Below are 22,887 nucleotides of genomic sequence, written 5' to 3'. Positions count from 1 at the left end.
CGGCGGCCTTGAGCCGAAATCCGGCCCGGCCATGGTGACCCCGGGAGGGGGACCGTGTGATCCGGTTTGTCAGGTCCGCGATCGGAATCGGAATGCGCCGTGCTTGCCGTGTGTCCCGGTCCACCGAGGCTCGCGCTCGCGTTCAGGCGCTCTTCGGTTTTCAGGCTCGAAGTGACCAAGTTCCTGCGCGTCGTCTCACAGCGCGCCAACCTGATCGTGGGGAGATCGCTGAGGAGCGTCGCGGACTACGAGCCGGCACCATTCCTGCCACGACCCGTCTCGACGGATCGTTTTTCGATCTGACTGAGAGCCTAGCCGGTCGCCGCGACGGCAACAAGCATTTTTTCGCGCCACCCCCGGTTGTTCACGACGATTCTCGTCCGAGCGGCGCATCCCGTCCCCGACATCGCCATCACTTCGACGCGAACGCGACCACGCGGGCATGTCCAGCCAGGTCGTGGGTGATGCCGGCCGCCACGAAGCCGCGCTCGCGACCGAGGGTCAGCACGGCCTTCGCCTGGTCGTGGCCGACCTCGAACAGCAGGCTTCCGCCCGTCGCCAGCCGCACCGGCCCCCGCGCCACGTCATCCAGGATGCGCCGGTAGGCATCGAGCCCGTCGACGCCGCCATCGAGGGCCGCTGCCGGATCGTGGAGGCGGACTTCATCGGCCAGGGTCGCGATGACGCCGACCGGGATGTAGGGCGGATTCGAGACGATGAGGTCGAACGCGGCCATCAGGCCTGCGCACCAGTCGGCACGCACGAAGGCGGCCCGGTCGCCGACCCCATTGGCCGTGGCGTTGGTGCGGGCCTGGATCAGGGCGCCTTCCGAGCGGTCGAGGCCGATGCCGAAGGCGTTGGCGCGCTCGGACAACAGGGCCACGAGGATGCAGCCCGAGCCGGTTCCGAGGTCGAGGATGCGCAAGGGGCTTGTGCGGTCGGGATGGCGTCCGAGGGCCGCTTCCACCAGGGTCTCGGTGTCGGCACGGGGCACCAGGGTCTCGGGCGCCAGTCCGAACGGGAGGCCCCAGAATTCCCAGGCGCCGACGATCCGGGCCACGGGTTCGCCCGCGAGGCGCCGGGCGAGGGCTTCCGATAGGGCTGCCGCGCCCGCCGGCCCGATGGGTTCGAAGCCACCGAGGATGAGCTCCGTCCCGCTGAGGCGGAGGACGTCGAGGACGAGGAAGCGGGCGTCGCTGTCGGCGATGCCGCCCTCGGCGAGGCATCGGGTCGCGTGCCGCAGGGCTTCCTGACGAGTCGTGCCCGCGATCAGAGACATGGTCGTGACCGGAGACATGGCCGGCTCAGGCCATGCCCTCCGCGGCGAGCAGCTCGGCCTGATGCTCCGTCACCAGCGCGTCGATGAGTTCGTCGAGGGCGACGCCCGCCAGAACCTCCTCCAGCTTGTAGAGAGTGAGGTTGATGCGGTGGTCGGTCACCCGCGCCTGGGGAAAGTTGTAGGTGCGGATGCGCTCCGAGCGGTCGCCGGAGCCGACCTGGGACTTGCGGTCGGCGGCGCGCACCGCGTCCTTGGCCGTGCGCTCGGCATCGTAGAGCTTCGAGCGCAGGAGCTGCATCGCCCGGGCCCGGTTCTTGTGCTGCGAGCGCTCCTCCTGGACGAAGATCACGATCCCGGAGGGCAGGTGGGTGATGCGGATGGCCGATTCCGTCTTGTTGACGTGCTGGCCGCCGGCGCCCTGCGAGCGCATGGTGTCGATCTTCAGGTCGGCATCGTTGATGACGATATCGACCTCCTCGGCCTCGGGCAGCACCGCCACGGTGGCGGCGGACGTGTGGATGCGCCCCTGCGTCTCGGTGTCGGGCACGCGCTGCACCCGGTGGGCGCCGCTCTCGAACTTCAGGCGGGCGAACACGCCCTTGCCCTTCACCTCGGCGATGACCTCGCGGTAGCCGCCGACGGTGCCCTCGCTCTCGGAGATCACCTCGACCTTCCAGCCCTTGGCGTCGGCGTAGCGGCCGTACATCCGGAACAGGTCGCCGGCGAAGAGCGCGGCCTCGTCGCCGCCGGTGCCGGCGCGGATTTCCAGGATGGCGGATTTCTCGTCGGCGGAGTCCTTCGGCAGCAGGATGAGCTGCAGGGCGCGGTGCGCCGCCTCCAACCCGGCTTCCGCCTCGGGCTTCTCGTCGGCCGCCAGCGCCCGCATCTCGGAATCGCTGCCCGGCTCGTCCATCAGCGCCTGGATGTCGGCGAGGTTGGAGGCGGCGGCCCGGTAGGCGTGGATCGCCGCGACGACGCCCTCCAGCTCCGACAATTCGCGGGACAGCTGGACGAAGGTGTCGGAATCCGCCGAGCCCGCGCTGAGGGTCGCGGTGACGATGTCGTGGCGCGTCAGGATGGCGTCGAGACGGTCGGAAGGAATGGGGGTCATCGCCCGTGGGGTACTCTCACCAGTGTTTCGGGTCGGCGCGGTCGGTCCGGAGGGGCCAGGGTCGGAAACTCTGAAGGCCCGCTAGATAGGAACGCCGTGCGCCTTGGCGAAGGCGCTGAGCGCCGGCCGGAGGGTTGCGCCGTCGCCGGCGCGGGCCATCTCGGCGTCGATGACGGCCGCGATGGCGGCGGCGTCGAGGGCGAGCACCATGGCCTTCACCGGGCCGATGGCGGCCGGTGACATGGAGAGGTGCCGGAAGCCGAGGCCGATGAGGGCCATGGCCTCGAGGGGCTTGCCGCCGATCTCGCCGCAGACCGTGGCCGGGCAGCCGGCCGCCGCCGCCCGCTCGGCGATGAGCCGGAAGGCGCGCAGGGCCGGCACGCTCAGGGTGTCGAACCGGCCCGCCACCCGCCGGTTCTCGCGGTCGACGGCGAATAGGAACTGCATGAGGTCGTTGGACCCCACCGACAGGAAGTCGGCGGCCCGCGCGATCTCGTCGATCTGGAACAGGAGCGAGGGCACCTCGACCATCACGCCGAGCTTGCAATCGCTCGGCAGCGGGTGGCCGTGGCGGCGCAGGTGCGCCTTCTCGCGCTCGACGATGGCCTTGGCGCGGGTGAACTCGTCCACCGTCGCCACCATGGGGAACATGATCTTGAGGGGTCGGCCCCCGGCCGCGCGGAGCAGCGCCCGCAACTGCACCCGCAGCAAAGCCGGCCGGTCGAGGCCGATGCGGATCGCCCGCCAGCCGAGCGCCGGGTTCTCCTCCTCGAGGGCCGGCATGTACGGCAGGATCTTGTCGCCGCCGATGTCGAGGGTGCGGATCGTCACCGGCAGGTCGCCGGTGGCGGTGAACACCGCCTCGTACAGGGTCTGCTGCTCGGCCGCCGACGGCATGCGCTGGGCGACCATGAACTGGAGTTCGGTGCGGAACAGGCCGATGCCGTCCGCGCCCGTCTCGGCCAGATGGGTGAGGTCGATGAGCAGACCGGCATTGAGCTGCAGGCCGATGGCGACCCCGTCGCGGGTCACCGCCGGCAGGTCGCGCAGGGCCCGGTACTGCTCCTGACGCTTGGCGCGGACCCGCACCATCTCGCCGTAGGCCGCCTCGATCTCGGGACCGGGCCGGACCTGGATCTCGCCCGTTGCGCCGTCGACGATGATGGCGTCTCCGGCGTCGCAGAGCGCCGTGGCGTTGGCGATCTCGCCCACCGCCGGGATGCCGAGCGCCCGCGCGACGATGGCGATGTGGCTCGTCGGGCCGCCTTCCTCCAGGACGACGCCGCGCAGGGCCGTGCGGTCGTAGTCGAGCAGGGCCGCAGGCCCCATGGAGCGGGCGACGAGGATCGCGTTCTCGGGCAGCACCCGGTCGCCGTTGCCCTCGTGGCCGATGAGGGTGCGCAGGAGCCGGTTGGCGAGGTCGTCGAGGTCGTGCAGGCGGTCGCGCAGATACGGATCGCTCTGGCGCATCATCCGGGCGCGGTTGTCCGACTGGACCCGCTCGACGGCGGCCTCTGCCGTCAGGCCCGACTGCACGGCCTCGCGCATCCGGCGCAGCCAGCCCTTGTCGTGGGCGAACATCCGCACGGTCTCGAGGACCTCGCGCGATTCGCCGGTGCCGATGCTGTCGCCGCGTTCCACGAGGTCGTCGATGGCGGAGCGGACTTCGCCGATGGCCTGTTCGAGGCGCTCGACCTCGCGGTCGAGGTTCTCGGCGATGAGCCGCTTCACGACGATGCGCGGCTCGTGCAGCACCACGTGCCCGAGGCCGATGCCGTCGGCGAGCGCCACGCCGCGCTGGCTCACGGCCCGTCGGGCCGCCGAGCCGGCCCCGGGGGCCAGCGCCTGGAGTTCGCCCGAGGCGATCATCTCCGACAGCACCATGGCGGTGGTCTGGAGCGCCTCGATCTCCTCCTCCGAATAGACCCGGTAGGTCTTGTTCTGCACCACCAGCACGCCGAGCGTGTTGCCCGCGCGCAGGAGCGGCACACCCAGGAAGGCGTGATACGCCTCCTCGCCCGTCTCAGGGCGATAGGAGAAGGACGGGTGCGACTGGGCGTCGGACAGGGAGAGCGGCTCGGCCGTCTGCGCGATGAGGCCGACGAGGCCCTCGTCCGCGCGCATGCGGGTGAGATGGACCGCTTCGCGGTTCAGGCCCTCGGTGGCGAACAACTCGAGGGTGTTGTCGTCGCTCAGCACGTAGACCGAGCACACCTCCGCCACCACGTTGGCGGCGATCAGGGTGACGATCCGGTCGAGACGTGCCTGTGGACTGACCGGCTCCGCCATCGCTTCGCGGAGGCGGCGCAGCAGCAGGCGCGGTCCTCCAGGCGCAGCGGGCATGGTCCCTCGATCCGGCTTCGGTTCGAGGCGTGATCCGATCCGACCGGATCGCGCCTCTCATTCCTTATGTGTCGTGCCCTCAGACGAACCGGTATCCACTTCGTCGGACAGCGCGCTCACGCGGCATCACGCGCAAGAATCGTGCGCGCGATGGGCCAATGTGTTCAGGCCTGGTCGAGGCCGTATAGCGAGTGGAGCGTACGCACGGCAAGCTCCGTATAGGCGGAGTCGATCAACACGGAGAACTTGATCTCGGATGTCGTGATCGCCCGAATGTTGATGCCCTTCTCGGCGAGCGCCCGGAACGCCTTGGCGGCGACGCCGGCATGGCTGCGCATGCCGACACCGATGGCCGAGACCTTCACCACGTCCGTGGCACCCTCGATCTGGGCGAACTCGATGACGCCGCTCTGGGCATCGAGGATCTGGCGCGCACGATCGTAATCGGCGGACGGGACCGTGAAGGTCATGTCCGTGGTGGACTGATCGCCCGACACGGTCTGGATGATCATGTCGACGTTGATGTTGGCGTCCGCCAGGGGCCCGAAGATGGCGGCGGCGATTCCGGGGCTGTCCTTGACCTGGCGCAGCGTGATCTGCGCCTCGTCCTTCGAGAAGGCGATCCCGGTGATGATCTGCTGTTCCATGGTCTCGTCCTCGTCGCAGATGAGGGTTCCGGGGCGTGCGTTGTCGGGCGGGTCGAAGCTTGATCGCACCGTGGTCGGCACCCGGTGGACCATGGCGAGCTCGACGGAGCGGACCTGCAGGACCTTGGCGCCTAGGGAAGCCATCTCCAGCATCTCCTCGAAGGTCACGCGCTCCATGCGCCGGGCCTTCTGAACGACGCGCGGATCGGTGGTGTAGACGCCGTCGACGTCCGTGTAGATGTCGCAGCGCTCGGCACCGATGGCGGCCGCGATGGCCACCGCGCTGGTGTCCGAGCCGCCCCGGCCGAGGGTGGTGACCCGGCCCGTCGCCTCGTGCATGCCCTGGAAGCCGGCGATGACCGCGACCTCGCCGCGCTTGAAGCCAGCATCGAGGCGGGCGCCGTCGATGCCCTCGATGCGGGCCGAGCCGTGGGCGTCGGAGGTGAGGATCGGGATCTGCCAGCCCTGCCACGAGCGGGCTTTGAGACCGGCCTTGCGCAGGGCGATGGCCAGCAGGCCGGCGGTGACGAGTTCGCCCGAGGCCACCACGGCGTCGTACTCGGCCTCGTCGTAGATCGGGTTCGCGTCCTTGACCCAGGCGACGAGCTCGTTGGTCTTGCCCGACATGGCCGAGACCACCACGGCGACCTCGTAGCCGGCCGCGACCTCGCGGGCGACGTGGGCCGCCACGTTGCGGATGCGCTCGACATTGGCGACGGACGTGCCGCCGAACTTCATCACCAAACGGGCCATGCAGCGTCCGCGTCGATTCTCGTGGAAAGGGAGCCGTGGTGCGGCGGGCCGGACAAACGCCCGCGTCGCTCTGCGGCTGTACCGGACAGGGCTTCGGCGGGTACAAGGGCTACCCGAGCGTGTCAACAATCGGGGCCGGTGGGCCGTGACCCATCCCCGGGACTGTTGTTCCCCCAAGCTTTTTTCCGCCCTATCAGACGGACCCGATGACCGGACCCACCTCATCCTCCATCGACCGCGACGAGGTCGCCCGCTTCGAGGCCATCGCGGCGACGTGGTGGGACCCGAGCGGGCCCATGCGGGTGCTGCACCGCTTCAATCCCGTACGGCTGGCCTATATCCGTGACGCCGCCTGCCGGCATTTCGACCGGGATCCGAAAGCGCCGTTCCCCCTCGACGGCCTCGCCATCGTCGATGTCGGGTGCGGCGGCGGCGTGCTGTCCGAACCCCTCGCGCGCCTCGGCGCCCGAGTGACGGGGCTCGATCCGGCGCCGACCAACGTGAAGGTCGCCCAGGCGCACGCGGATGCGGCCGGCGTGAGCGTCGATTACCGGGCCCGCACCATCGAGAGCGTGGTGGCGGAGGGCGAGCGCTTCGACATCGTGCTGGCCATGGAGGTGGTGGAGCACGTGGTCGATGTGCCGGCCTTCGTCGCCACCGCCTGCGCGGCGGTGAAGCCCGGCGGGCTGCTGTTCTCCGCCACCCTCAACCGCACCCTGCGCTCGTACGCCCTCGCCATCGTGGGGGCCGAATACGTCCTCGGCTGGCTGCCGAAGGGCACCCACGACTGGGACAAGTTCGTGAAACCCCACGAACTCATCCGCGCCGTCGAGGACGGCGGCCTCGCGGTGACGGACACCACCGGGGTGGTGTTCAATCCGCTGGACGGCTCTTGGCGGGCGAGCCGCGACACGGCGGTGAACTACATGATCGCCGCGCGCCGCGCCTGAACTCCCGGCGGCCTCGCGTCGTTGACCGCGCGCAACCGGAGGCCGTCATGCTCGAGAAGATCCCCCACGCCGTCGGCGAGGCCCTGTCCGGCCTCAAGGCGGGCATCGCGGCGACCACCTACCACGCCGACTTTCCCGACACGCCCGCGACGGTGCGGCTGACGAGCCCGGCCTTCGCCGAGGGCGGGTCGATCCCCGCCCGTTTCACCGAGGACGGCGAGAAGACGTCTCCGCCCCTGGCCTGGGACAACCTCCCGCCGGGGACCGTCCGGGTCGCCCTCATCGTCGAGGACGCGGGCAGCCCGACGCCGCGCCCCCTCGTCCACCTCATCGCCTGGAACCTGATGCCGGAGGCCGGCCCCCTGACCGAGGGCGCGCTGCCGAGCCCCGGCGGGGCGCACCAGTCCCAGGATCTCGGCAAGAACAGCTTCCTTCAGGACCAGTGGCTGCCGCCCGATCCGCCCACCGGCCACGGGCCGCACGAGTACCTGTTCCAGATCTATGCCCTCGACGTGGCTCTCGCCCTCGACGCCTCACCGGGCCGGGGCGCCGTTATCGACGCCATGCGGGGCCATGTGCTCGCCAAGGGCTGCCTGACGGCGACCTACGCCCGGACCTGAATCGCATTTGGATGTTGCACCGCTCGGTCCGCCCGGTGCATGGGCGCACCGGGACAGGGACGGAGCGTTTCCATGAAGGCCTTGCTGTGCACCCGCCTCGGCGGCCCCGACGATCTCTCCCTGGAGGACATCGCCGAACCGGTGCCGGGGCCCGGCGAGGCCGTGGTGCGCATCACCCTGGCGGCGCTCAACTTCTTCGATACCCTCATCATCGCCGGGCGCTACCAGGTGAAGCCGGAGCTGCCGTTCTCGCCCGGCGGCGAGGCCGCCGGCGTGGTCGAGGCCCTCGGGCCGGATACGAAGGGGGTTTCGGTCGCCGACCGCGTCATCGTCCACCAGAAGTTCGGGACCTGCCGCGAGCGCATCGCGGTCTCGACCCGTCACCTCACGCCGATTCCCGATGCCGTCTCCGATGAGCAGGCCGCCGGCCTGACCATTACCTACGGCACGTCGCTCCACGCCCTGCGGGACCGGGCGAAGCTCCAGCCGGGCGAGACCCTGGCGGTGCTTGGCGCCTCGGGCGGCGTCGGCCTCGCGGCGGTGGAACTCGGCGCCATCATGGGCGCACGTGTCATCGCCTGCGCCTCGTCGCCGGAGAAGTTGAGGGTCGCCGAGGCGCACGGAGCCACGATGAGCGTCGACTACGCCGCCGACAATCTGCGCGAGGCCCTACGGACCTTCACGGAGGACAAGGGCGTCGACGTGATCTACGATCCCATCGGCGGCGACTACGCCGAGCCGGCCCTGCGCTCGCTGGGCTGGAAGGGGCGCTACCTCGTAATCGGGTTCGCCGCCGGCGACATCCCCCGTATCCCGCTGAACCTCGCCCTCCTCAAGGGCATCGACATCCAGGGCGTGCACTGGGGCGTTTTCGTCGATCGCGAACCCGAGGCGCATGCACAGAACCAGCGCCAGCTCCTCGCCTGGGTCGCGGAGGGCCGTCTGACCGCCAAGGTCCATGGGGTCTATCCCCTGGCGGATTACGCCGAGGCCCTCGGGATCCTCAAGCGGCGCGAGGCCGTGGGGAAGGTGCTCCTGCGAATGTGAGCGCCTTCCCGTGGGATCGCCTCAGAGCAGGCCCTGCGCCTTGGCCAGCGCCACGAGGTCGTGCTGGGGGCGGGCGCCGATGTGCTGGATTACCTCCGCCGCGGCCAGGGCGCCGAGACGGGCGCTCGCGGCGTTGTCGAGGCCCCGCACATGGCCCGCGAGGAAGCCGGCGGCGAACAGGTCGCCCGCACCCGTGGTGTCCACCAGTTCGTGGACCGGGGAGGCCTCGACGCTGCGGATCTCGCCACCCTTGACCACCATGGCGCCGTCCGCCGAGCGGGTGACGAGGCCGAGGAGATGCTTGCCGCGGGCGTCGCGCTCGTCGCGCAGGGCCTTGAGGGCGACCTCCGCGTCGTCGGTCTCGTAAAGGCTCTGCAACTCGCCGATGTTGGCGAACAGGATATCGACGCTGCCGTCGCGGATGAGCCCGAGGAATTCTTCGCGATACCGGCCGACGCAGAAGGCGTCCGACAGGGTCAGCGCAACGGCGTTGCCGGCGGCGTGGGCGATCTGAACGGCCTTGCGGAACGCGTCCTTGGCGGCCGGCGGATCCCAGAGGTAGCCCTCTAGGTAGGTCACGCGCGCGTTGCGAACGGTGGCCTCGTCCACGTCGGCCGGGGACAGGTTCTGGCAGGCGCCGAGATACGTGTTCATGGTACGCTCGCCGTCCGGCGTCACCAGGATGAAGCAGCGCGCCGTGGCCGGGCCGTCCGTGGCCGCCGGCACGGTGTAGCGCACGCCCGTGGCCTTGAGGTCGTGGGCGTAGAGACCCCCGAGTTCGTCGTCGCGGACCTTGCCGATGAAGCCGGTCTTCGCGCCGAGGAGGGCCGCGCCGACGGCGGTGTTGGCGCCGGAGCCGCCCGATACGATGGTGGCCGGCCCCATGGCGTCGAACAGGGCCTCAGCCCGCTCCTCGTCGATGAGCTGCATCGCGCCCTTCGGCACGCCCTGTTCGGCGAGGAACGATTCGTCCGCGCGGGCGATGAGGTCGACGATGGCGTTGCCGAGGACGAGGAGGTCGAGGGATTCGGGCATCTAACCGTCCAGTCTGGCCGGGGGAAAAGGATGCGCCGGGCTGTGGCACCAGCCCCGCCGGGGGTCAAGCGAGGGCGGCCGTCCCAACGCTCCGGCCATCCCTCACGACTCGGCTAAGGGAGACTCGGTGAAGAGAGCGGCTCCCGTGAGGGTCAGGCCCGGTGGCTCGAGTTCGAGCCGCCCCGTGGAGGCGAGCCGCGTCTCGATCAGGTCTTCGGTTCCGCGCCGATGGTGAATGACCATGCGCCGCACCGGATCGACGATGAGAGAGTGCATCACGCTCGGCACCCGGAAATACCCGACGAGCTTCGGCGTGGTGTCGATCTGTCCGGTACTCGGGGACAGGACCTCGACGACCACGATGGGGGCCGGGGCCTGCGTGGCATCGGGCCCGAGGCGTTCGTCGCAATGCACCAGGGCGTCCGGCTCGAAGCAGGTTGCCGCATCCACCCGCACCGTGATCCCGTCGGGCAGCATACGACAGGCAAGCCCGGCCTCTCGAAGGCCTACCCTGAGCGCAAGCTGGACGGAGAACTTGGTCTCCGCATGCCGCACGCGCTGCGGGGCCATGGCGAAGACCTCTCCGTCAACGAGCTCGTAGCGGCCGGGCTGGTGCTCGGCCCAGGCCAGGAAGGCGTCGACATCCATGCCGGCTTTGGGCTTCGCGCTCATGGGCGACAGCCTCTCATGCGCCCCGAAGACTGCGAAGGCGCCGGTCTTACTGAAGCGCCTTCACCTCGCACTGCGCGTAGTCCGAGGCCGCCTTCACGTAGGCGTTCAGGCCCTTCACGTAGGCCTCCGCCAGGGGACGGTAGACGGCGATCTGGGCGTTGTAGGCCTTGATGGCGTCGTTGTAGCTGTAGGCTTCCCAGCCGGGGCAGCCGCCCTTGGCGTCGACGCAGGCCGGCTTCTCCGGGAAGGCGGGTTTGGTCGGCCGGGCGCTCACGGGCGGCGGTTCGGCGCGGGGGCACTCGGCGCGGGCCGCACCGACGGCGAGGAGGCAGGCCATGCCGGCCGCCCAGATTGTTTTCGTCATCGCGTCCCCCGAACCATCGGCACGGACTCATGCGGGAGGCCGGGCGCGGCCGCAAGCCGGCTTCAGCGCGCGGCCACCGCTTCGGCGGGCCGGCTCCGCACCGGTCGGGCCTCTGGTCCCGCGCCCCTGCCCGCACCCTTGCCCGCGCCTTTGCCGAACCGGTCCCAGATGCGGCGCGCGGCATCGATGACGGGCAGAACCAAACCGAGGCCGAGCACCCACCAGGCCGGGCGGATCATGTCGGGAAAGGCGAGGTTGGCCTGGAGCACGCGCTCGGCCGGGATGCCGCTGGCGAGGCCGTACCACGCCGCCTCCAGTCCGGCGGTGGTGAGCGCCACCGCGACGGCGAGCCCCAGCAGGGTCAGGGGGTTGATGGGCCAGCGCAGGCGCTGCAGGGCGCGCCAGCCCATGAGGAGCAGGAAGGCGCCGGTCCAGAACACCGGGTCGGAGACGTCGATCTTGGCCTGCAGGAAGTAGTGGACGAGGCCGAGCACCGCGAGGGTGTAGACCGTCTTGTGCAGGCGCGGCCACGCCTTGCCGAGTCGCCGGATCATGCTGTCCGTGGAGGTTACGCCGAGGACCACGAACCCCACGAGGGCGACGAACCCGATGGTGAGATAGATCCGACTGACGATCTCCGAGACCACCTTCGTCAGCACGAAGTTCTGATCGACCACGTAGAGCGCGAGGTGGATGAGCGCGTAGGCCAACACCGTCAGCCCGAGCATCCGCCGAACGAGGATCAGCTTCGGCCAGTTCGCCAGGCGCCGCAGGGGCGTGACGGCCAGGGACAGCAGCAGGAAACGCACGGCCCATTCGCCGGTGCCGTGCAGGAGCGCGGTGATGGGCTTGGCACCGAGCGCGTCCGCCGCATAGGCGCCGGCGAGCCAGAGGCCGGGCGCCAGGGCGAACAGGAAGACGCCGAGCTTGAGGCCCGAGAGACGTCCGGCGCGGTCGCGCCAGGGTGCGGAGATGGCGGGCAGGGCGGGCATGGCATGTTCCGAATGCGCGGCTGTCGGGGCGACCGGTGCCGCCGACGGTCCTATCTACGTGGCGAAGCGGGCCGAAGTTACGGCCGGCGACGTGCGGTCGCACACCCCGCCCGCGCCGTGCCGGGGGACGATGCGGCATCGAACGACGTGTTGTATGCCGGGCCGAACCGGTCCCCATCGCAGAAGCCCAGCATGCCCGCATCGAAGCCCGCCGCCGACAGCCTCGACGACCTGACGCCGGAGACGGCGCGCGGTGAGCACGCCTCCCTTTCCGAGCGCATCGCCGAGGCCGACCGCCTGTATCACCAGGAGGACGCGCCGGAGATCTCGGACGCCGAGTACGACGCCCTGCGCCGCCGCCTGGAGGACATCGAGGCGCGGTTCCCGGACCTCGCCGGCACGGGGGCGGCGAGCACCTCCGTCGGCGCCAAGCCGTCGGAGAAATTCGCCAAGGTCCGGCATGCCGTGCCGATGCTGTCCCTCGGCAACGCCTTCGCGGACGCGGAGGTCGAGGAGTTCGTCGCCCGGGTGCGCCGGTTCCTGAATTGGCCCGAGGGCGAGACGCTGGCCTTCACCGCCGAGCCGAAGATCGACGGATTGTCCCTGTCGCTCCGCTACGAGGGCGGCCGCCTCGTCACCGCTGCGACGCGGGGCGACGGCGAGACCGGCGAGGACGTCACCCGCAACGCCCGCGTGGTGGACAGCATCCCCGAGACCCTCTCGGGCGACGACGTGCCGGAGATCTGCGAGGTTCGGGGCGAGGTCTACCTCTCGCACGCGGATTTCGCGTCCATCAACGCGCGCCAGGAGGCCGCCGGCAAGGCCCTGTTCGCCAACCCGCGCAACGCCGCCGCCGGGTCCCTGCGCCAGCTCGATCCCGAGATCACCCGCTCGCGGCCGCTCAAGTTCTTCGCCTACGCCTGGGGCGAGATGTCGGCCTTGCCAGATGAGACCCAGTCCGGAATGATCCAGGCGTTCGGGCGCTGGGGCCTGCCGGTCAACGACCGCACGAAACGCTTCACCGACGCGGTGGCGATGATCGCCCATTACCGCGGCATCGAGGCCGCGCGGGCGGATCTCGGCTACGACATCGACGGCGTCGTCTACAAGGTCGACAGCCTCGCCCTCCAGCGACGCCTCGGCTTCGTCTCGCGCTCGCCGCGCTGGGCCTTGGCCCACAAGTTCGCCGCCCAGAAGGCGCTCACGGTGGTCGAGGGGATCGAGATCAATGTCGGCCGCACCGGCTCCCTCAATCCCCTGGCCAAGCTGCGGCCGGTGACGGTGGGGGGCGTCGTGGTGTCGAACGCCACGCTCCACAACGAGGGCTACGTCCAGGGGGTCGGCGGCGACGGGGAAAAAATCCGCGACGGCCGCGACATCCGCGTCGGCGACACGGTGGTGGTGCAGCGGGCCGGCGACGTGATCCCGAAGGTCATGGACGTGGTGCTCGACAAGCGCCCTGCGGACGCGACGCCCTTCGTCTTCCCCGACCATTGCCCCGCCTGCGGCAGTCGGGCGATCCGGGAGATCAACCCGCGTACGGGCAAGCCTGACGCCGTCCGGCGCTGCACCGGCGGCCTGATCTGCCCCGCGCAAGGGGTGGAGCGCCTGAAGCACTTCGTCTCGCGCAACGGCTTCGACCTCGAAGGCTTCGGCCAGACCTACATCGAGGTGCTGTTCGAAGCGCACGTCATCAAGCAGCCGGCCGACCTGTTCCGCCTCGATTTCGCGGAGCTGAAGGCCGCCATCGTGGCCCGCCGCGAAGCCCTGTCCGCCGAGCGCCGGGCCGAGGGCGCACCGGCCCCGAAGAAGCCGACGAAGAAGAAGGGCGAGGAGGAGGACAAGGCGATCCACAACCTGCTCGCCGCCGTCGAGGACCGCCGCCGCCTGCCCCTCAACCGCTTCCTGTTCGCCCTCGGGATCCCCGACATCGGCGAGTCCACGGCCAAGGCCCTGGCGAAACGCTTTCCCGACATGGCCGCCCTGATGGGTGGGGTCGCGGCGGCGGCCGCCGCCCAGGCGGGGCCGGACTGGATCGAACTCTCGTCGCTCCCGCGCATCGGCCCGACGACGCGCGACCGCCTGCTTGAGGTCGGCTACCCCCGCGAGACCTCCGATGCGGAGGAGGGCGAGGCTGGGGTGGAAGCCGGCGAGGCGCCCGGCCGCATCCGGCTGTCGGCGCCCCAGCGCGCGAGCCTGCTCGCCCATTACGGCGACGCCGATGCGGCGGCCGCCGGGATCGCCCGGGCCGCGTCCCAGCGCCCGGGCGACGCCTACCGGCACTTCGCCGACGACGCCGAGATCGGTCCGGTGGCGACGGATTCCCTCATCGCGTTCTTCGGCGAGCCGCACAACGACGCCGCCGTGCGGGCCCTCCTCGAGGCCGTCACCACGGAACCCATGGCGGCACCCGTGACGGCGACGGCCTTCGCCGGCAAGACCGTGGTGTTCACCGGCTCCCTCGAACGCATGACCCGCAGCGAGGCCAAGGCCACGGCCGAGCGCCTGGGCGCCAAGGTCTCGGGTTCGGTCTCGACCAAGACCGACCTCGTGGTGGCCGGGCCCGGCGCCGGCTCCAAGCTCAAGGACGCCGAGAGGCACGGCGTGGAGGTGGTGAGCGAGGAGGCCTGGCTTGCCCTCGTGGCGAGCGCTTGAGGTGGCTTCCAGCGCGGCTTACATGACGCGCATCGCCTCTGGCGCGCAGGGCACCCGCTTTTTGACACCAATCCTTTGACACCGATTCTTGCCCTCGACTTCGAGACCGCGAACGAGCGTCGCGACAGTGCCTGCGCCGTCGGTCTCGCGTGGATCGCGGACGGGGCGGTGGTGCGCCGGGAATCGCGGCTGATCCGGCCGCCGGACCTGCGGTTCTCCCCCGGCAACATCCGGGTCCACGGCATCGTGCCGGCGGATGTGCGGACGCAGCCGACGTTTCCCGAGGTGATGGCCGAGTTCCTGCCCGACTTGGCGAGCGGCCTCGTGCTCGCCCACAACGCCGGCTTCGACATGGGCGTCCTGCGCGCGTCGCTGGTCGCCTACGGCCTGCGGCCGCCGGCCTTCTCTTACCTCTGCACCGTTCAGATCGCCCGCCGGGTGTTTCCCGCGGAGGAGGGCTGCGGCCTCGGCAAGGTCGCGGCGCGCCTCGGCATCCGGTTCGAGCACCACGATGCGGGCGAGGACGCCTATGCGTGTGCCGAGATCGCCCTGGCGGCCATGCGCCGGACCGGCGCGCCCGACATCTTCGGCTTGTCCCGCGCCATCCGGCTGCCGATCACCACGGTGCCGGAAGGGCCGGACCGCGTCCCGCCGCCGCGTGCCGGCCCGGGACCGTCCTCCGATCGCGCCCGGTCGGGGCCGCGCCTCCCGCCGCCCCTGAGCTTCACCGTCAAGGGCTCGCGCGGCGACCGCTACGCCATCACCCTGGAGGACCGAGCCACGGGCCTGCGCCTGCGCTGCACCTGCATGGCGGGGCGCTACGGCACCGCGTGCCGCCACGTCGCGGCGCTCCTCGTCGGCGACATCACCGACCTGCTGTCCGGCAACCACGACGATGTCGAGCGCCTGCGTTTGCGCATGGAGGCAGCCGCCGAATCCTGATCCTCAGGAGCGTTCGAGGCGGGCCGGCAATTTGCGGACCTTCACCCGTCGGACGAAGCGCGGACCGGCGAGAAGGCGTTCGCGCCGCACCAGATCGCCGGGGCGCGGCGCGCCGACACCGATGACGCCCTCGCCCCGGGCGGCGAGGCGGGCCGGCAGACCCGCATGCGGGCGGCGCAGGCGGCCCAGGGTGACGTCCGGTCGGGCGGTGCCGATGAAGCGGTCGAGGATGCGGATCCAGCCCTCGGCGGGCACGTCCCCGGCCTCCAAACAGAGCACCCATTCGCGCCGGGCCGCCTTGGCCCCGGCCGACCACGCCGAGCCGCCGCGCGGGCGCAGGACGAGCTTGGCGCCGGTGGCCTCCGCCACGGTGTCGATGGCCGTGCTGTGGCTGGGCGCGACGATGACCGCATCGCCGACGAGCCCGGCGGCGACGCCGGCCACGAGGGCGCCGAGGGTGTCGGCGAGCCGATCGACCGCATCGGGATCGGCCGGCCGCGCCACATGGATCAGAGCGGAGATCATGCCCGCGCATACCGCATTTTTCCCCGGACTGAAGCCGGTCACCGGCCCGGTTTCCTGCCCGGACTGCGCAGGGCCCGACCCAGAAGCCGCTTTGCCCGCAATATGTGCAACATCTCGCGATCATGTTCATGATATGTTCGATTCGGCGGCGGGTGATGAAGGTTCGGCATGGAGACGGAGTCGCCGGACGCGGACACAGGGGAGGGCGCGCGGCGCCTCGCCACGACGACGCGGCCGAGCGACGCCCGGCGTGGACGCGGCGCGACGGCCAATCCCACCGGACGATTCGAGACTATCAGCCGCGAGATCTTCGACGACGGGTGGGAGGCCGTCGCCCCGACGCCCTTGCGCACGATGGTGACGGCCGAGCGCGCCCGCAGCCTCATCACCCGCAACACCTCGCCGGACATCTCGTTCGATCGCTCGATCAACCCCTATCGCGGCTGCGAGCACGGCTGCGTCTACTGCTTCGCCCGGCCCAACCACGCCTATGTCGGTCTCTCGCCCGGCCTCGATTTCGAAACGCGGCTGTTCCACAAGCCGGATGCGGTGAAGCTCCTGACCTCCGAATTGTCGGCGCCGGCCTACCGGCCCGCCACCATCGCCCTCGGGACGGCGACGGACCCGTACCAGCCGATCGAGCGCGAGCACCGCCTCACCCGGGGCATCCTCGAGGTGCTGGGCCGATTCCGGCATCCCGTCGGGATCGTCACCAAGTCGAACCTCGTGGTGCGCGACCTCGACCTGCTCACAGATCTCGCCCGCGACGATCTCGTGAAGGTCGCCGTCTCGGTCACCACCCTCGATCCCGATCTCGCTCGCCGGCTGGAGCCGCGCGCGCCGCACCCGAAGAAGCGCCTGGAGGCCATCGAGCGCCTGAGTGCCGCGGGAATTCCCGTCATGGTCATCGCCGCCCCGGTGATTCCCTCGCTCAACGACCACGAGATCGAGGCGATCCTGACGGCGGCCCGCGAACGCGGCGCGCGGGAGGCGAACCACGTGCTGCTGCGCCTGCCGCTGGAACTCGACGCCCTCGTGGACGACTGGTTCGCCGAGCATTATCCGGGGCGGCGCGCCCACGTGATGTCCCTGGTGCGCCAGGCGCGGGGCGGGCGCGCCTACGACGCCACGTATGGCCGGCGCATGGTCGGAGCCGGTGCCTATGCTGACCTCATCGTGCGCCGCATGCGCCTCGCCCGCCGCCGCCTCGGCTACCCGGAAGAACGTCTGAAGCTCAGGACCGATCTGTTTGTCCGGCCGACGGCGCAGCTGTCGCTGTTCTGAAATCGGTCTCGGGTCCGTAGGCTCTGGTGAAGCTGCAGCGGTGATGGGCCGAGCGGCCCAGTGTCGCGAGGCCGGCGAGGTGCACCTTGGTGCCGTAGCCGACATTGCTGTCCCAGCCATAGGCGGGGTGGCGCCGGGCGAGGGCGCGCATGGCCGCATCCCGTACGGTCTTCGCCACGATGGAGGCGGCGGCGATCTGCGGCACGAGGCGGTCCCCGCCGACCACCGGACGGCATCGTTCGACGTCCGGGATCGCGTCGCGGCCGTCGACCAGCACCGGGGCGTCGAGTCCGAGGCGATGGACCGCCCGCGCCATGGCATCGAGGGTGGCGCCCCGCACGTTGATGCGGTCGACGAGCGCCCGCGACCCGGCGGCCAGGGCCACGCGCGCATGGGCACGGATCAGGGGGGTGAGGCGCTCGCGCTCGGCCCGCTTCAGGCGCTTCGAATCGTCCAGCGCCGCCAGGATCTCGCCCGGGAACGCGTGCGGGTCGAACCACACCGCCGCCACGACCACGGGTCCGCACAGGGCGCCGCGTCCGACCTCGTCGCAGCCGATCACCGCCGGATAGTCTTTCGCGAGGGCAGCGTCGAAGGGGAGCATCGGGGTGAACACGGTGTCGGGAATGGGGCGGGACCCTGCCAGTCCGGCCCGCCCGAGTCACCACGCCGGTGCGTCGGTTCCTGTGCCTAAACCGATGGTCCTGCTCGGTGTGCCGTGGCGCGCCTGCGGGCCTGCCGTGCCGTGGGCGGCGGCGATGTTGGCGTAGAATTGCCGTGCGCTCTCGGCCCAGGTGTAGCGCAGGGCCTGCGCCCGGCATCGGTCGCGCGGGATGGTCAGGGCGGCAAGCGCCGCCTTGCGCAGGTCGGGGTCGAGGACGCCCGCATCCGTACCCCCAATGACGTCGAGGGGGCCGGTGACCGGGTAGGCCGCGACGGGCACGCCGCAGGCCAGGGCTTCCAGGAGCACGATGCCGAAGGTGTCGGTGAGACTCGGGAACACGAACACGTCGGCGGCGGCGTAGACCGCCGCCAGGGCCGCGCCCGTGCGGGTGCCGAGGAAGTGCGCGTCGGGGGCGAGCGCGGCGAGGCGCGCCCGGTCCGGTCCGTCGCCCACCACCACCTTCGAGCCGGGCAGGTCGAGGGACAGGAAGGCGGCGATGTTCTTCTCCACCGCGAGGCGCCCGACGAACAGGAAGATCGGCCGGGGCAGGCCCGCGAGGGGATCGGGCGCCCCTGCGTCGGGCCGGAACAGGTCGGTGTCGACGCCCCGGGTCCAGCGCATGAGGTTGGTGAAGCCGCGGGCGGCGAGATCGCGTTCGAGGGAGGGTGTGCTCACCATGGTGCCGCTGGCGGCGCCGTGGAACCGGCGCAGCCAAGCGTAGCTCCACGATTCCGGCACGGGGGCGCGGGCCGCGAGGTATTCGGGAAACCGGGTGTGGTAGCTCGTGGTGAACGGACGGCGATGGCCGAGGCAGTAGCGCCGGGTGGCGTAGCCGACGGTGCCCTCCGTGGCGATATGGACATGGGTCGGCCGCAGACCGTCCCAGCGGCGCGCCACCGCCGCGCGGGTGGCACAGGACAGGCGGATCTCCGGGTAGCCCGGGAGGGGTACGGAGACGAAGTCAGCGTGGGTGAGAAACACCGTGTCGATGCCGAGGCTCGCGCCCGCCGCCGCCATGTGCTCGAGGGAGCGCACGACGCCGTTGACCTGCGGGTGCCAGGCATCCGTTGCGATGAGGAGCCTCACGCGACGGCCCGGGCGCCGTCGGGCCGCGGCCCGGCGAACTCGGCGTCACGGGCCTCCCGGGCCCGCACCAGGCTCGGATAATGCAGCACCTCCATGGTGCCGTCGTAATGCTCGACGATGGCGGTGCAGGATTCCACCCAATCCCCAGTGTTGAGGTAGGTGAGCCCGCCGATGGTGCGGTTGGCGGCGTGGTGGATGTGACCGCAGATCACCCCGTCGGCGCCGATGCGCCGGGCCTCGGCGCTGAGCAACTCCTCGAACTTGCCGATGAAGTTGACGGCGTTCTTCACCCGCAGCTTGGCCCAGGCCGAGAGCGACCAGTAGGCCAGCCCGAGGCGGCGGCGCAGGGTGTTGAGGTGGGTGTTGACGAACAGCGCCGCCGTGTAGGCACCATCGCCGAGATACGCCAGCCACCGGGCGTGGCGCACCACCATGTCGAACTGGTCGCCGTGGATCACGAGGTAGCGCTTGCCGTCGGCCGCCACGTGGAGGCGCTGGTCGGCGACCTCGATGCCCCCAAAGGTCATGCCGATGTAGTCGCGCAGGAATTCATCGTGGTTGCCCGGAACGTAGATGAGGTTCGAGCCCTTGCGGACCTTGCGCAGGAGCTTCTGAACCACGTCGTTGTGACTCTGAGGCCAGTACCAGCCGGACTTGAGCTGCCAGCCGTCGACGATATCGCCGACGAGGTAGATCTCGTCGGCATCGTAGTCGCGCAGGAACTCGAGCAGCAGGGCCGCCTGGCAACCCTTGGTGCCGAGGTGCATGTCCGACAGGAACAGGGTTCGGACGCGGATGGTCGTCTCCGGATCTTCGCCCATGGTGGTCTCCGAGCAACTCTGCATCGGACCGAGCCAAACCGGATTCCCGTATCACTTTGATGACGCCGGCCGGCCCCGGGGGAGGGGCGCCCTGCCGTGCGGCACCGCATCGCAAGCCTTTCTGGACTATAAAATTATTTGACGTTTCGCGAAGTTTTTCGGGTTTTCCTTCCTGCGTGAAGGCAGGCATAGTCGCCGCAAGATGCCCCACCGGACCGCGCGAGACATCGTGTGTCCGGAGCCCCGAGAGGTGAAGAAGGGCAGCGAAATACGGGGCAGGATGGCGCCTGCACGGCCTGGGGAAGCGCGGTTTCGCGAGCGCGCCCCGGCCTGGAGAACGGCTTGAGATCGTCGGACCCGTTTCACGGCTGTCCGCGCGTTTCGATGCGTCCGCGCATCGCGGCGCAGGTCTCGAACGCCCGCAGCCCATCGACAGCACGGTGCCTCGCTCCCGACGGGATCGGGGGTCTCCGTCATGAGGCCGGCTCCTCCGGGGTCGGCTGCCTGAGGGTAAGCATTACCTGAGGGCAAGTATCGCCTGAGGGTAAGTGGGCCCGACCGGGTTTCCGGCGGGTCCGCGAGCGCGTAGGAGCCTGCCCACCCGAGACGGCTGCCTGAACCGGGCCGGCCTCTCGTCATCGATCCACCCGGAAGGGCGGCCCAAACGGGCAGATCTTCCGTCACTGAACCAAGTGTGTCGCACGGATCGCGCGCACTTCTTTGAGAACCGGAGACATCATCATGGCGGCAACGAAACGGCCGGGTCGCAACCACCTCTTCGTTCCTGGCCCGACGAACATCCCCGATCGCGTCCTGCGGTCGATGGTGGTGCAGTCCGAGGACCATCGCTCGGTGGACTTCCCCGCCCTGACCAAGCCCCTGTTCGAGGACACCAAGGCGGTGTTCGGCTCGACCAAGGGCACCATCTTCCTGTTCCCGGCCTCCGGCACCGGCATCTGGGAATCGGCGCTCACCAACACCCTGTCGCGCGGCGACAAGGTGCTGACCGCGCGCTTCGGCCAGTTCAGCCTGCTCTGGGTCGACATGGCCGAGCGCCTCGGCCTCGACGTCATCGTGCAGGACGAGGAGTGGGGCACGGGCGCGGACCCGGAGAAGATCGGCGAGGCCCTGCGCGCCGACAAGAACCACGAGATCAAGGCCGTCATGGTCGTCCATAACGAGACCGCCACGGGCGTGACCTCGGATATCGGCGCCGTGCGCAAGGCCATCGACGCGGCCGGCCACCCGGCCCTGCTGTTCGTCGACGGCGTGTCGTCGGTCGGCTCGCTCCCCTACAAGATGGACGAGTGGGGCGTCGACTGCGCCATCGCCGGCTCCCAGAAGGGCCTGATGCTGCCCGCCGGCCTCGGCGTGATCTGCGTCAGCGAGAAGGCCCTCAAGGCGGCCGAAGCCTCGGCCGGCAAGAACGACCGCCTCGCCCACGTCTACTTCGACTGGGCCGACCACCAGAAGCAGAACCCGGCCGGCTACTTCCCCTACACCCCGTCGCTGCCGCTGCTCTACGGCCTGCGCGAGGCCCTGGCCTGCCTCAACGAGGAAGGCCTCGAGAACGTCTACCACCGTCATCACGTGCTCGGCGAGGCGACCCGCCAGGCCGTCGCGGCCTGGGGCCTGAAGACCTGCGCCAAGGAGCCCAAGTGGAACTCCGACACGGTCACCACCATCGTGGTGCCCGAGGGGATCGACGGCGCGGCGATCATCAAGCACGCCTATGTCCGCTACAACCTCGCGCTTGGCGCCGGCCTGAACAAGCTCGCCGGCAAGGTGTTCCGCATCGGTCACGTCGGCGACCTCAACGAGCTGTCGCTGCTCGGCGCCATCGCGGGTGCCGAGATGGCCATGCTCGACCACGGCGTGAAGGTCACGCCCGGGTCCGGTGTCGCCGCCGCGTCGAGCTACCTGCGCGAGAACCCCCTGGCCAAGGCCTGATCCGACAATCGCCGGGGCGATCCTTCGCCCCGGCGACCCCATCGACCACGCTGCCGCCGGCGGTTCGGCCGGAGCGACCTGAGGGCTTCCATGACGAAGAAGATCGTGTTCCTCGACCGCGAGTCCCTCGACGCCAAGGTTCGGGAATTCAATTTTCCGCACGATTACGTCGAGTACGAGTCGACCTGGACGCCCGAGGAGATCGTCGAGCGCCTGAAGGGGGCCGAGATCGCCCTCATCAACAAGGTGCCGATGCGCGCCGACGTGCTGAAGCAGCTGCCCGACCTGAAGCTCATCGCCGTCGCCGCCACTGGCACCGACGTGGTCGACAAGGCGGTCGCCAAGGAACGCGGCATCACCGTCGTCAACATCCGCAACTACGCCTTCAACACCGTGCCCGAGCACGTGATCGGCCTGATCTTCGCCCTGCGCCGGGCCATCGTGCCCTACGCCAATTCCGTTCGCCGAGGCGACTGGGCCAAATCCACCCAGTTCTGCTACTTCGACTATCCGATCCACGACATCGCCGGGTCGACGCTCGGCATCGTCGGCTACGGGGCGCTGGGCAAGTCCATCGCCAAGCGGGCGGAAGCGCTCGGCATGAAGGTCATCGCCTACGACGTGTTCCCCCAGGAGGGGCTGGTCGATTTCGAGACCATCATCACCCAGTCCGACGTCATCACGCTGCACGCGCCGCTGACGCCCGAGACCCGCAACATGATCGGCCGCGAACAGCTCGCAAAGATGAAGAAGCACGCGCTCCTCATCAACACCGCGCGCGGCGGCCTCGTCGACGAGGAGGCCCTGGCCGAGGCCCTTCAGAACGGCACCATCGGAGGCGCGGGCTTCGACGTGGTGATGACCGAGCCGCCCAAGAACGGCAACATCCTGTGCGAGCTCGACCTTCCGAACCTCATCGTGACCCCGCACGTGGCGTGGGCGAGCAAGGAGGCCATGCAGATCCTGGCCGACCAGCTCGTCGACAACGTCGAGGCCTTCGTCGCCGGCAAGCCGCAGAACGTGGTCTAGGTCGCCGGCCTTGCCGATGGATGGGCGCGGGCTCCCTCTCCTTCCTGGAGAGGGAGCCCAGCGTGCCCTCCGGTGACGAGACGAGAATTCAGAATCAAACGCCAACCGCGCCCGAGCG

Annotated in this window: 20 protein-coding genes; 8 read left to right on the top strand and 12 right to left on the bottom strand. The window is 70.2% G+C overall.

What is annotated here, in order from left to right; all coding sequences use genetic code 11:
• Nucleotides 1–412: 412 nt before the first annotated feature.
• The 4 genes from prmC to ASF22_RS00270 form a co-directional block, all read right to left on the bottom strand.
• Nucleotides 413–1,279: a peptide chain release factor N(5)-glutamine methyltransferase gene (prmC, locus tag ASF22_RS00285; RefSeq protein ID WP_156647579.1), complete on the bottom strand. Its 867-nt coding sequence runs from the start codon at nucleotides 1,277–1,279 to the stop codon at nucleotides 413–415.
• Nucleotides 1,280–1,304: 25 nt separating this feature from the next.
• Nucleotides 1,305–2,390, bottom strand: coding sequence for a peptide chain release factor 1 (gene prfA / locus ASF22_RS00280; RefSeq protein ID WP_056169796.1), 1,086 nt, complete (start codon nucleotides 2,388–2,390; stop codon nucleotides 1,305–1,307).
• Nucleotides 2,391–2,471: 81 nt separating this feature from the next.
• Nucleotides 2,472–4,733: a phosphoenolpyruvate--protein phosphotransferase gene (gene ptsP, locus ASF22_RS00275; RefSeq protein WP_056169793.1), complete on the bottom strand. Its 2,262-nt coding sequence runs from the start codon at nucleotides 4,731–4,733 to the stop codon at nucleotides 2,472–2,474.
• A 164-nt stretch (nucleotides 4,734–4,897) separates the two neighbouring features.
• The gene (locus ASF22_RS00270; protein ID WP_056169790.1) at nucleotides 4,898–6,133 is read right to left on the bottom strand and encodes an aspartate kinase; all 1,236 of its coding nucleotides are present in this window, start codon (nucleotides 6,131–6,133) and stop codon (nucleotides 4,898–4,900) included.
• A 206-nt stretch (nucleotides 6,134–6,339) separates the two neighbouring features.
• On the opposite strand from ASF22_RS00270, the gene ubiG reads away from it, so the two are divergent.
• The 3 genes from ubiG (at nucleotide 6,340) to ASF22_RS00255 (ending at nucleotide 8,750) form a co-directional block, all read left to right on the top strand.
• The gene (gene ubiG / locus ASF22_RS00265) at nucleotides 6,340–7,083 is read left to right on the top strand and encodes a bifunctional 2-polyprenyl-6-hydroxyphenol methylase/3-demethylubiquinol 3-O-methyltransferase UbiG (protein WP_056260505.1); all 744 of its coding nucleotides are present in this window, start codon (nucleotides 6,340–6,342) and stop codon (nucleotides 7,081–7,083) included.
• 47 nt (nucleotides 7,084–7,130) lie between these two features.
• Nucleotides 7,131–7,703 carry a YbhB/YbcL family Raf kinase inhibitor-like protein gene (locus ASF22_RS00260; RefSeq protein WP_056169785.1) on the top strand — a complete coding sequence of 191 codons (573 nt, stop codon included), beginning with the start codon at nucleotides 7,131–7,133 and terminating at the stop codon, nucleotides 7,701–7,703.
• 72 nt (nucleotides 7,704–7,775) lie between these two features.
• A complete protein-coding gene (locus ASF22_RS00255; RefSeq protein WP_056260503.1) occupies nucleotides 7,776–8,750 on the top strand; it encodes an NADPH:quinone oxidoreductase family protein in 975 nt (324 codons plus the stop codon).
• 21 nt (nucleotides 8,751–8,771) lie between these two features.
• Here ASF22_RS00255 and ASF22_RS00250 read toward each other — a convergent pair whose 3' ends face one another.
• From ASF22_RS00250 to ASF22_RS00235, 4 genes are all read right to left on the bottom strand, one after another.
• Entirely contained in the window at nucleotides 8,772–9,785 is a 1,014-nt protein-coding gene (locus ASF22_RS00250) for an adenosine kinase (RefSeq protein ID WP_056260501.1), read from the bottom strand.
• Between the two features lie 102 nt (nucleotides 9,786–9,887).
• The gene (locus tag ASF22_RS00245) at nucleotides 9,888–10,457 is read right to left on the bottom strand and encodes a Uma2 family endonuclease (protein ID WP_056260499.1); all 570 of its coding nucleotides are present in this window, start codon (nucleotides 10,455–10,457) and stop codon (nucleotides 9,888–9,890) included.
• 46 nt (nucleotides 10,458–10,503) lie between these two features.
• The gene (locus tag ASF22_RS00240; RefSeq protein WP_056169773.1) at nucleotides 10,504–10,794 is read right to left on the bottom strand and encodes a hypothetical protein; all 291 of its coding nucleotides are present in this window, start codon (nucleotides 10,792–10,794) and stop codon (nucleotides 10,504–10,506) included.
• Between the two features lie 89 nt (nucleotides 10,795–10,883).
• On the bottom strand, nucleotides 10,884–11,813 hold the full coding sequence (locus ASF22_RS00235; RefSeq protein ID WP_056260497.1) for a protein-methionine-sulfoxide reductase heme-binding subunit MsrQ: 930 nt from the start codon (nucleotides 11,811–11,813) through the stop codon (nucleotides 10,884–10,886).
• A 192-nt stretch (nucleotides 11,814–12,005) separates the two neighbouring features.
• On the opposite strand from ASF22_RS00235, the gene ligA reads away from it, so the two are divergent.
• Nucleotides 12,006–14,468: an NAD-dependent DNA ligase LigA gene (gene ligA, locus ASF22_RS00230; RefSeq protein WP_056260495.1), complete on the top strand. Its 2,463-nt coding sequence runs from the start codon at nucleotides 12,006–12,008 to the stop codon at nucleotides 14,466–14,468.
• Nucleotides 14,469–14,543: 75 nt separating this feature from the next.
• Nucleotides 14,544–15,410: a 3'-5' exonuclease gene (locus ASF22_RS00225; protein WP_244474163.1), complete on the top strand. Its 867-nt coding sequence runs from the start codon at nucleotides 14,544–14,546 to the stop codon at nucleotides 15,408–15,410.
• Between the two features lie 3 nt (nucleotides 15,411–15,413).
• Here ASF22_RS00225 and ASF22_RS00220 read toward each other — a convergent pair whose 3' ends face one another.
• A complete protein-coding gene (locus tag ASF22_RS00220; protein ID WP_056260493.1) occupies nucleotides 15,414–15,935 on the bottom strand; it encodes a hypothetical protein in 522 nt (173 codons plus the stop codon).
• Between the two features lie 168 nt (nucleotides 15,936–16,103).
• Here ASF22_RS00220 and ASF22_RS00215 point away from each other — a divergent pair, with 168 nt between their 5' ends.
• Nucleotides 16,104–17,219 (top strand): PA0069 family radical SAM protein, encoded by a 1,116-nt coding sequence (locus tag ASF22_RS00215; RefSeq protein ID WP_056260491.1) that lies wholly within the window; start codon nucleotides 16,104–16,106, stop codon nucleotides 17,217–17,219.
• Here the strand turns inward: ASF22_RS00215 and ASF22_RS00210 are convergent.
• Genes ASF22_RS00210 through ASF22_RS00200 form a run of 3 tightly spaced genes read right to left on the bottom strand, consistent with a single transcriptional unit; the run spans nucleotide 17,170 to nucleotide 19,790 of the window.
• Nucleotides 17,170–17,823 carry a ribonuclease HII gene (locus ASF22_RS00210; protein ID WP_082483426.1) on the bottom strand — a complete coding sequence of 218 codons (654 nt, stop codon included), beginning with the start codon at nucleotides 17,821–17,823 and terminating at the stop codon, nucleotides 17,170–17,172. The two genes, ASF22_RS00215 and ASF22_RS00210, sit on opposite strands and share 50 nt — an antisense overlap.
• A gap of 57 nt (nucleotides 17,824–17,880) precedes the next feature.
• The gene (locus tag ASF22_RS00205) at nucleotides 17,881–18,969 is read right to left on the bottom strand and encodes a glycosyltransferase family 1 protein (protein ID WP_056260489.1); all 1,089 of its coding nucleotides are present in this window, start codon (nucleotides 18,967–18,969) and stop codon (nucleotides 17,881–17,883) included.
• Nucleotides 18,966–19,790: a UDP-2,3-diacylglucosamine diphosphatase gene (locus ASF22_RS00200; RefSeq protein ID WP_056260488.1), complete on the bottom strand. Its 825-nt coding sequence runs from the start codon at nucleotides 19,788–19,790 to the stop codon at nucleotides 18,966–18,968. The genes ASF22_RS00205 and ASF22_RS00200 overlap by 4 nt, the downstream gene beginning before the upstream one ends.
• A 741-nt stretch (nucleotides 19,791–20,531) precedes the next feature.
• Between ASF22_RS00200 and ASF22_RS00195 the strand changes: the two genes are divergently transcribed.
• Together ASF22_RS00195 and ASF22_RS00190 are read left to right on the top strand one after the other, a co-directional pair.
• Nucleotides 20,532–21,740 (top strand): aminotransferase class V-fold PLP-dependent enzyme, encoded by a 1,209-nt coding sequence (locus ASF22_RS00195; RefSeq protein WP_056169756.1) that lies wholly within the window; start codon nucleotides 20,532–20,534, stop codon nucleotides 21,738–21,740.
• 90 nt (nucleotides 21,741–21,830) lie between these two features.
• Nucleotides 21,831–22,769, top strand: coding sequence for a D-2-hydroxyacid dehydrogenase (locus tag ASF22_RS00190; RefSeq protein WP_056260485.1), 939 nt, complete (start codon nucleotides 21,831–21,833; stop codon nucleotides 22,767–22,769).
• Nucleotides 22,770–22,887: the final 118 nt, after the last annotated feature.

Source organism: Methylobacterium sp. Leaf87, from assembly GCF_001422775.1.
Taxonomy (GTDB): Bacteria; Pseudomonadota; Alphaproteobacteria; order Rhizobiales; family Beijerinckiaceae; genus Methylobacterium.
Note: the sequence above shows the minus strand (reverse complement) of the source record. Positions and strands in the feature narration are given on the sequence as shown.

What these genes read in the sequence shown, in the direction of transcription:
- prmC (WP_156647579.1), bottom strand. Translation starts at nt 1,279, where the DNA reads ATGTCTCTGATCGCGGGCACGACTCGTCAGGAAGCCCTGCGGCACGCG.
- prfA (WP_056169796.1), bottom strand. Translation starts at nt 2,390, where the DNA reads ATGACCCCCATTCCTTCCGACCGTCTCGACGCCATCCTGACGCGCCAC.
- ptsP (WP_056169793.1), bottom strand. Translation starts at nt 4,733, where the DNA reads ATGCCCGCTGCGCCTGGAGGACCGCGCCTGCTGCTGCGCCGCCTCCGC.
- ASF22_RS00270 (WP_056169790.1), bottom strand. Translation starts at nt 6,133, where the DNA reads ATGGCCCGTTTGGTGATGAAGTTCGGCGGCACGTCCGTCGCCAATGTC.
- ubiG (WP_056260505.1), top strand. Translation starts at nt 6,340, where the DNA reads ATGACCGGACCCACCTCATCCTCCATCGACCGCGACGAGGTCGCCCGC.
- ASF22_RS00260 (WP_056169785.1), top strand. Translation starts at nt 7,131, where the DNA reads ATGCTCGAGAAGATCCCCCACGCCGTCGGCGAGGCCCTGTCCGGCCTC.
- ASF22_RS00255 (WP_056260503.1), top strand. Translation starts at nt 7,776, where the DNA reads ATGAAGGCCTTGCTGTGCACCCGCCTCGGCGGCCCCGACGATCTCTCC.
- ASF22_RS00250 (WP_056260501.1), bottom strand. Translation starts at nt 9,785, where the DNA reads ATGCCCGAATCCCTCGACCTCCTCGTCCTCGGCAACGCCATCGTCGAC.
- ASF22_RS00245 (WP_056260499.1), bottom strand. Translation starts at nt 10,457, where the DNA reads ATGAGCGCGAAGCCCAAAGCCGGCATGGATGTCGACGCCTTCCTGGCC.
- ASF22_RS00240 (WP_056169773.1), bottom strand. Translation starts at nt 10,794, where the DNA reads ATGGCCTGCCTCCTCGCCGTCGGTGCGGCCCGCGCCGAGTGCCCCCGC.
- ASF22_RS00235 (WP_056260497.1), bottom strand. Translation starts at nt 11,813, where the DNA reads ATGCCCGCCCTGCCCGCCATCTCCGCACCCTGGCGCGACCGCGCCGGA.
- ligA (WP_056260495.1), top strand. Translation starts at nt 12,006, where the DNA reads ATGCCCGCATCGAAGCCCGCCGCCGACAGCCTCGACGACCTGACGCCG.
- ASF22_RS00220 (WP_056260493.1), bottom strand. Translation starts at nt 15,935, where the DNA reads ATGATCTCCGCTCTGATCCATGTGGCGCGGCCGGCCGATCCCGATGCG.
- ASF22_RS00215 (WP_056260491.1), top strand. Translation starts at nt 16,104, where the DNA reads ATGGAGACGGAGTCGCCGGACGCGGACACAGGGGAGGGCGCGCGGCGC.
- ASF22_RS00210 (WP_082483426.1), bottom strand. Translation starts at nt 17,823, where the DNA reads ATGCTCCCCTTCGACGCTGCCCTCGCGAAAGACTATCCGGCGGTGATC.
- ASF22_RS00200 (WP_056260488.1), bottom strand. Translation starts at nt 19,790, where the DNA reads ATGGGCGAAGATCCGGAGACGACCATCCGCGTCCGAACCCTGTTCCTG.
- ASF22_RS00195 (WP_056169756.1), top strand. Translation starts at nt 20,532, where the DNA reads ATGGCGGCAACGAAACGGCCGGGTCGCAACCACCTCTTCGTTCCTGGC.
- ASF22_RS00190 (WP_056260485.1), top strand. Translation starts at nt 21,831, where the DNA reads ATGACGAAGAAGATCGTGTTCCTCGACCGCGAGTCCCTCGACGCCAAG.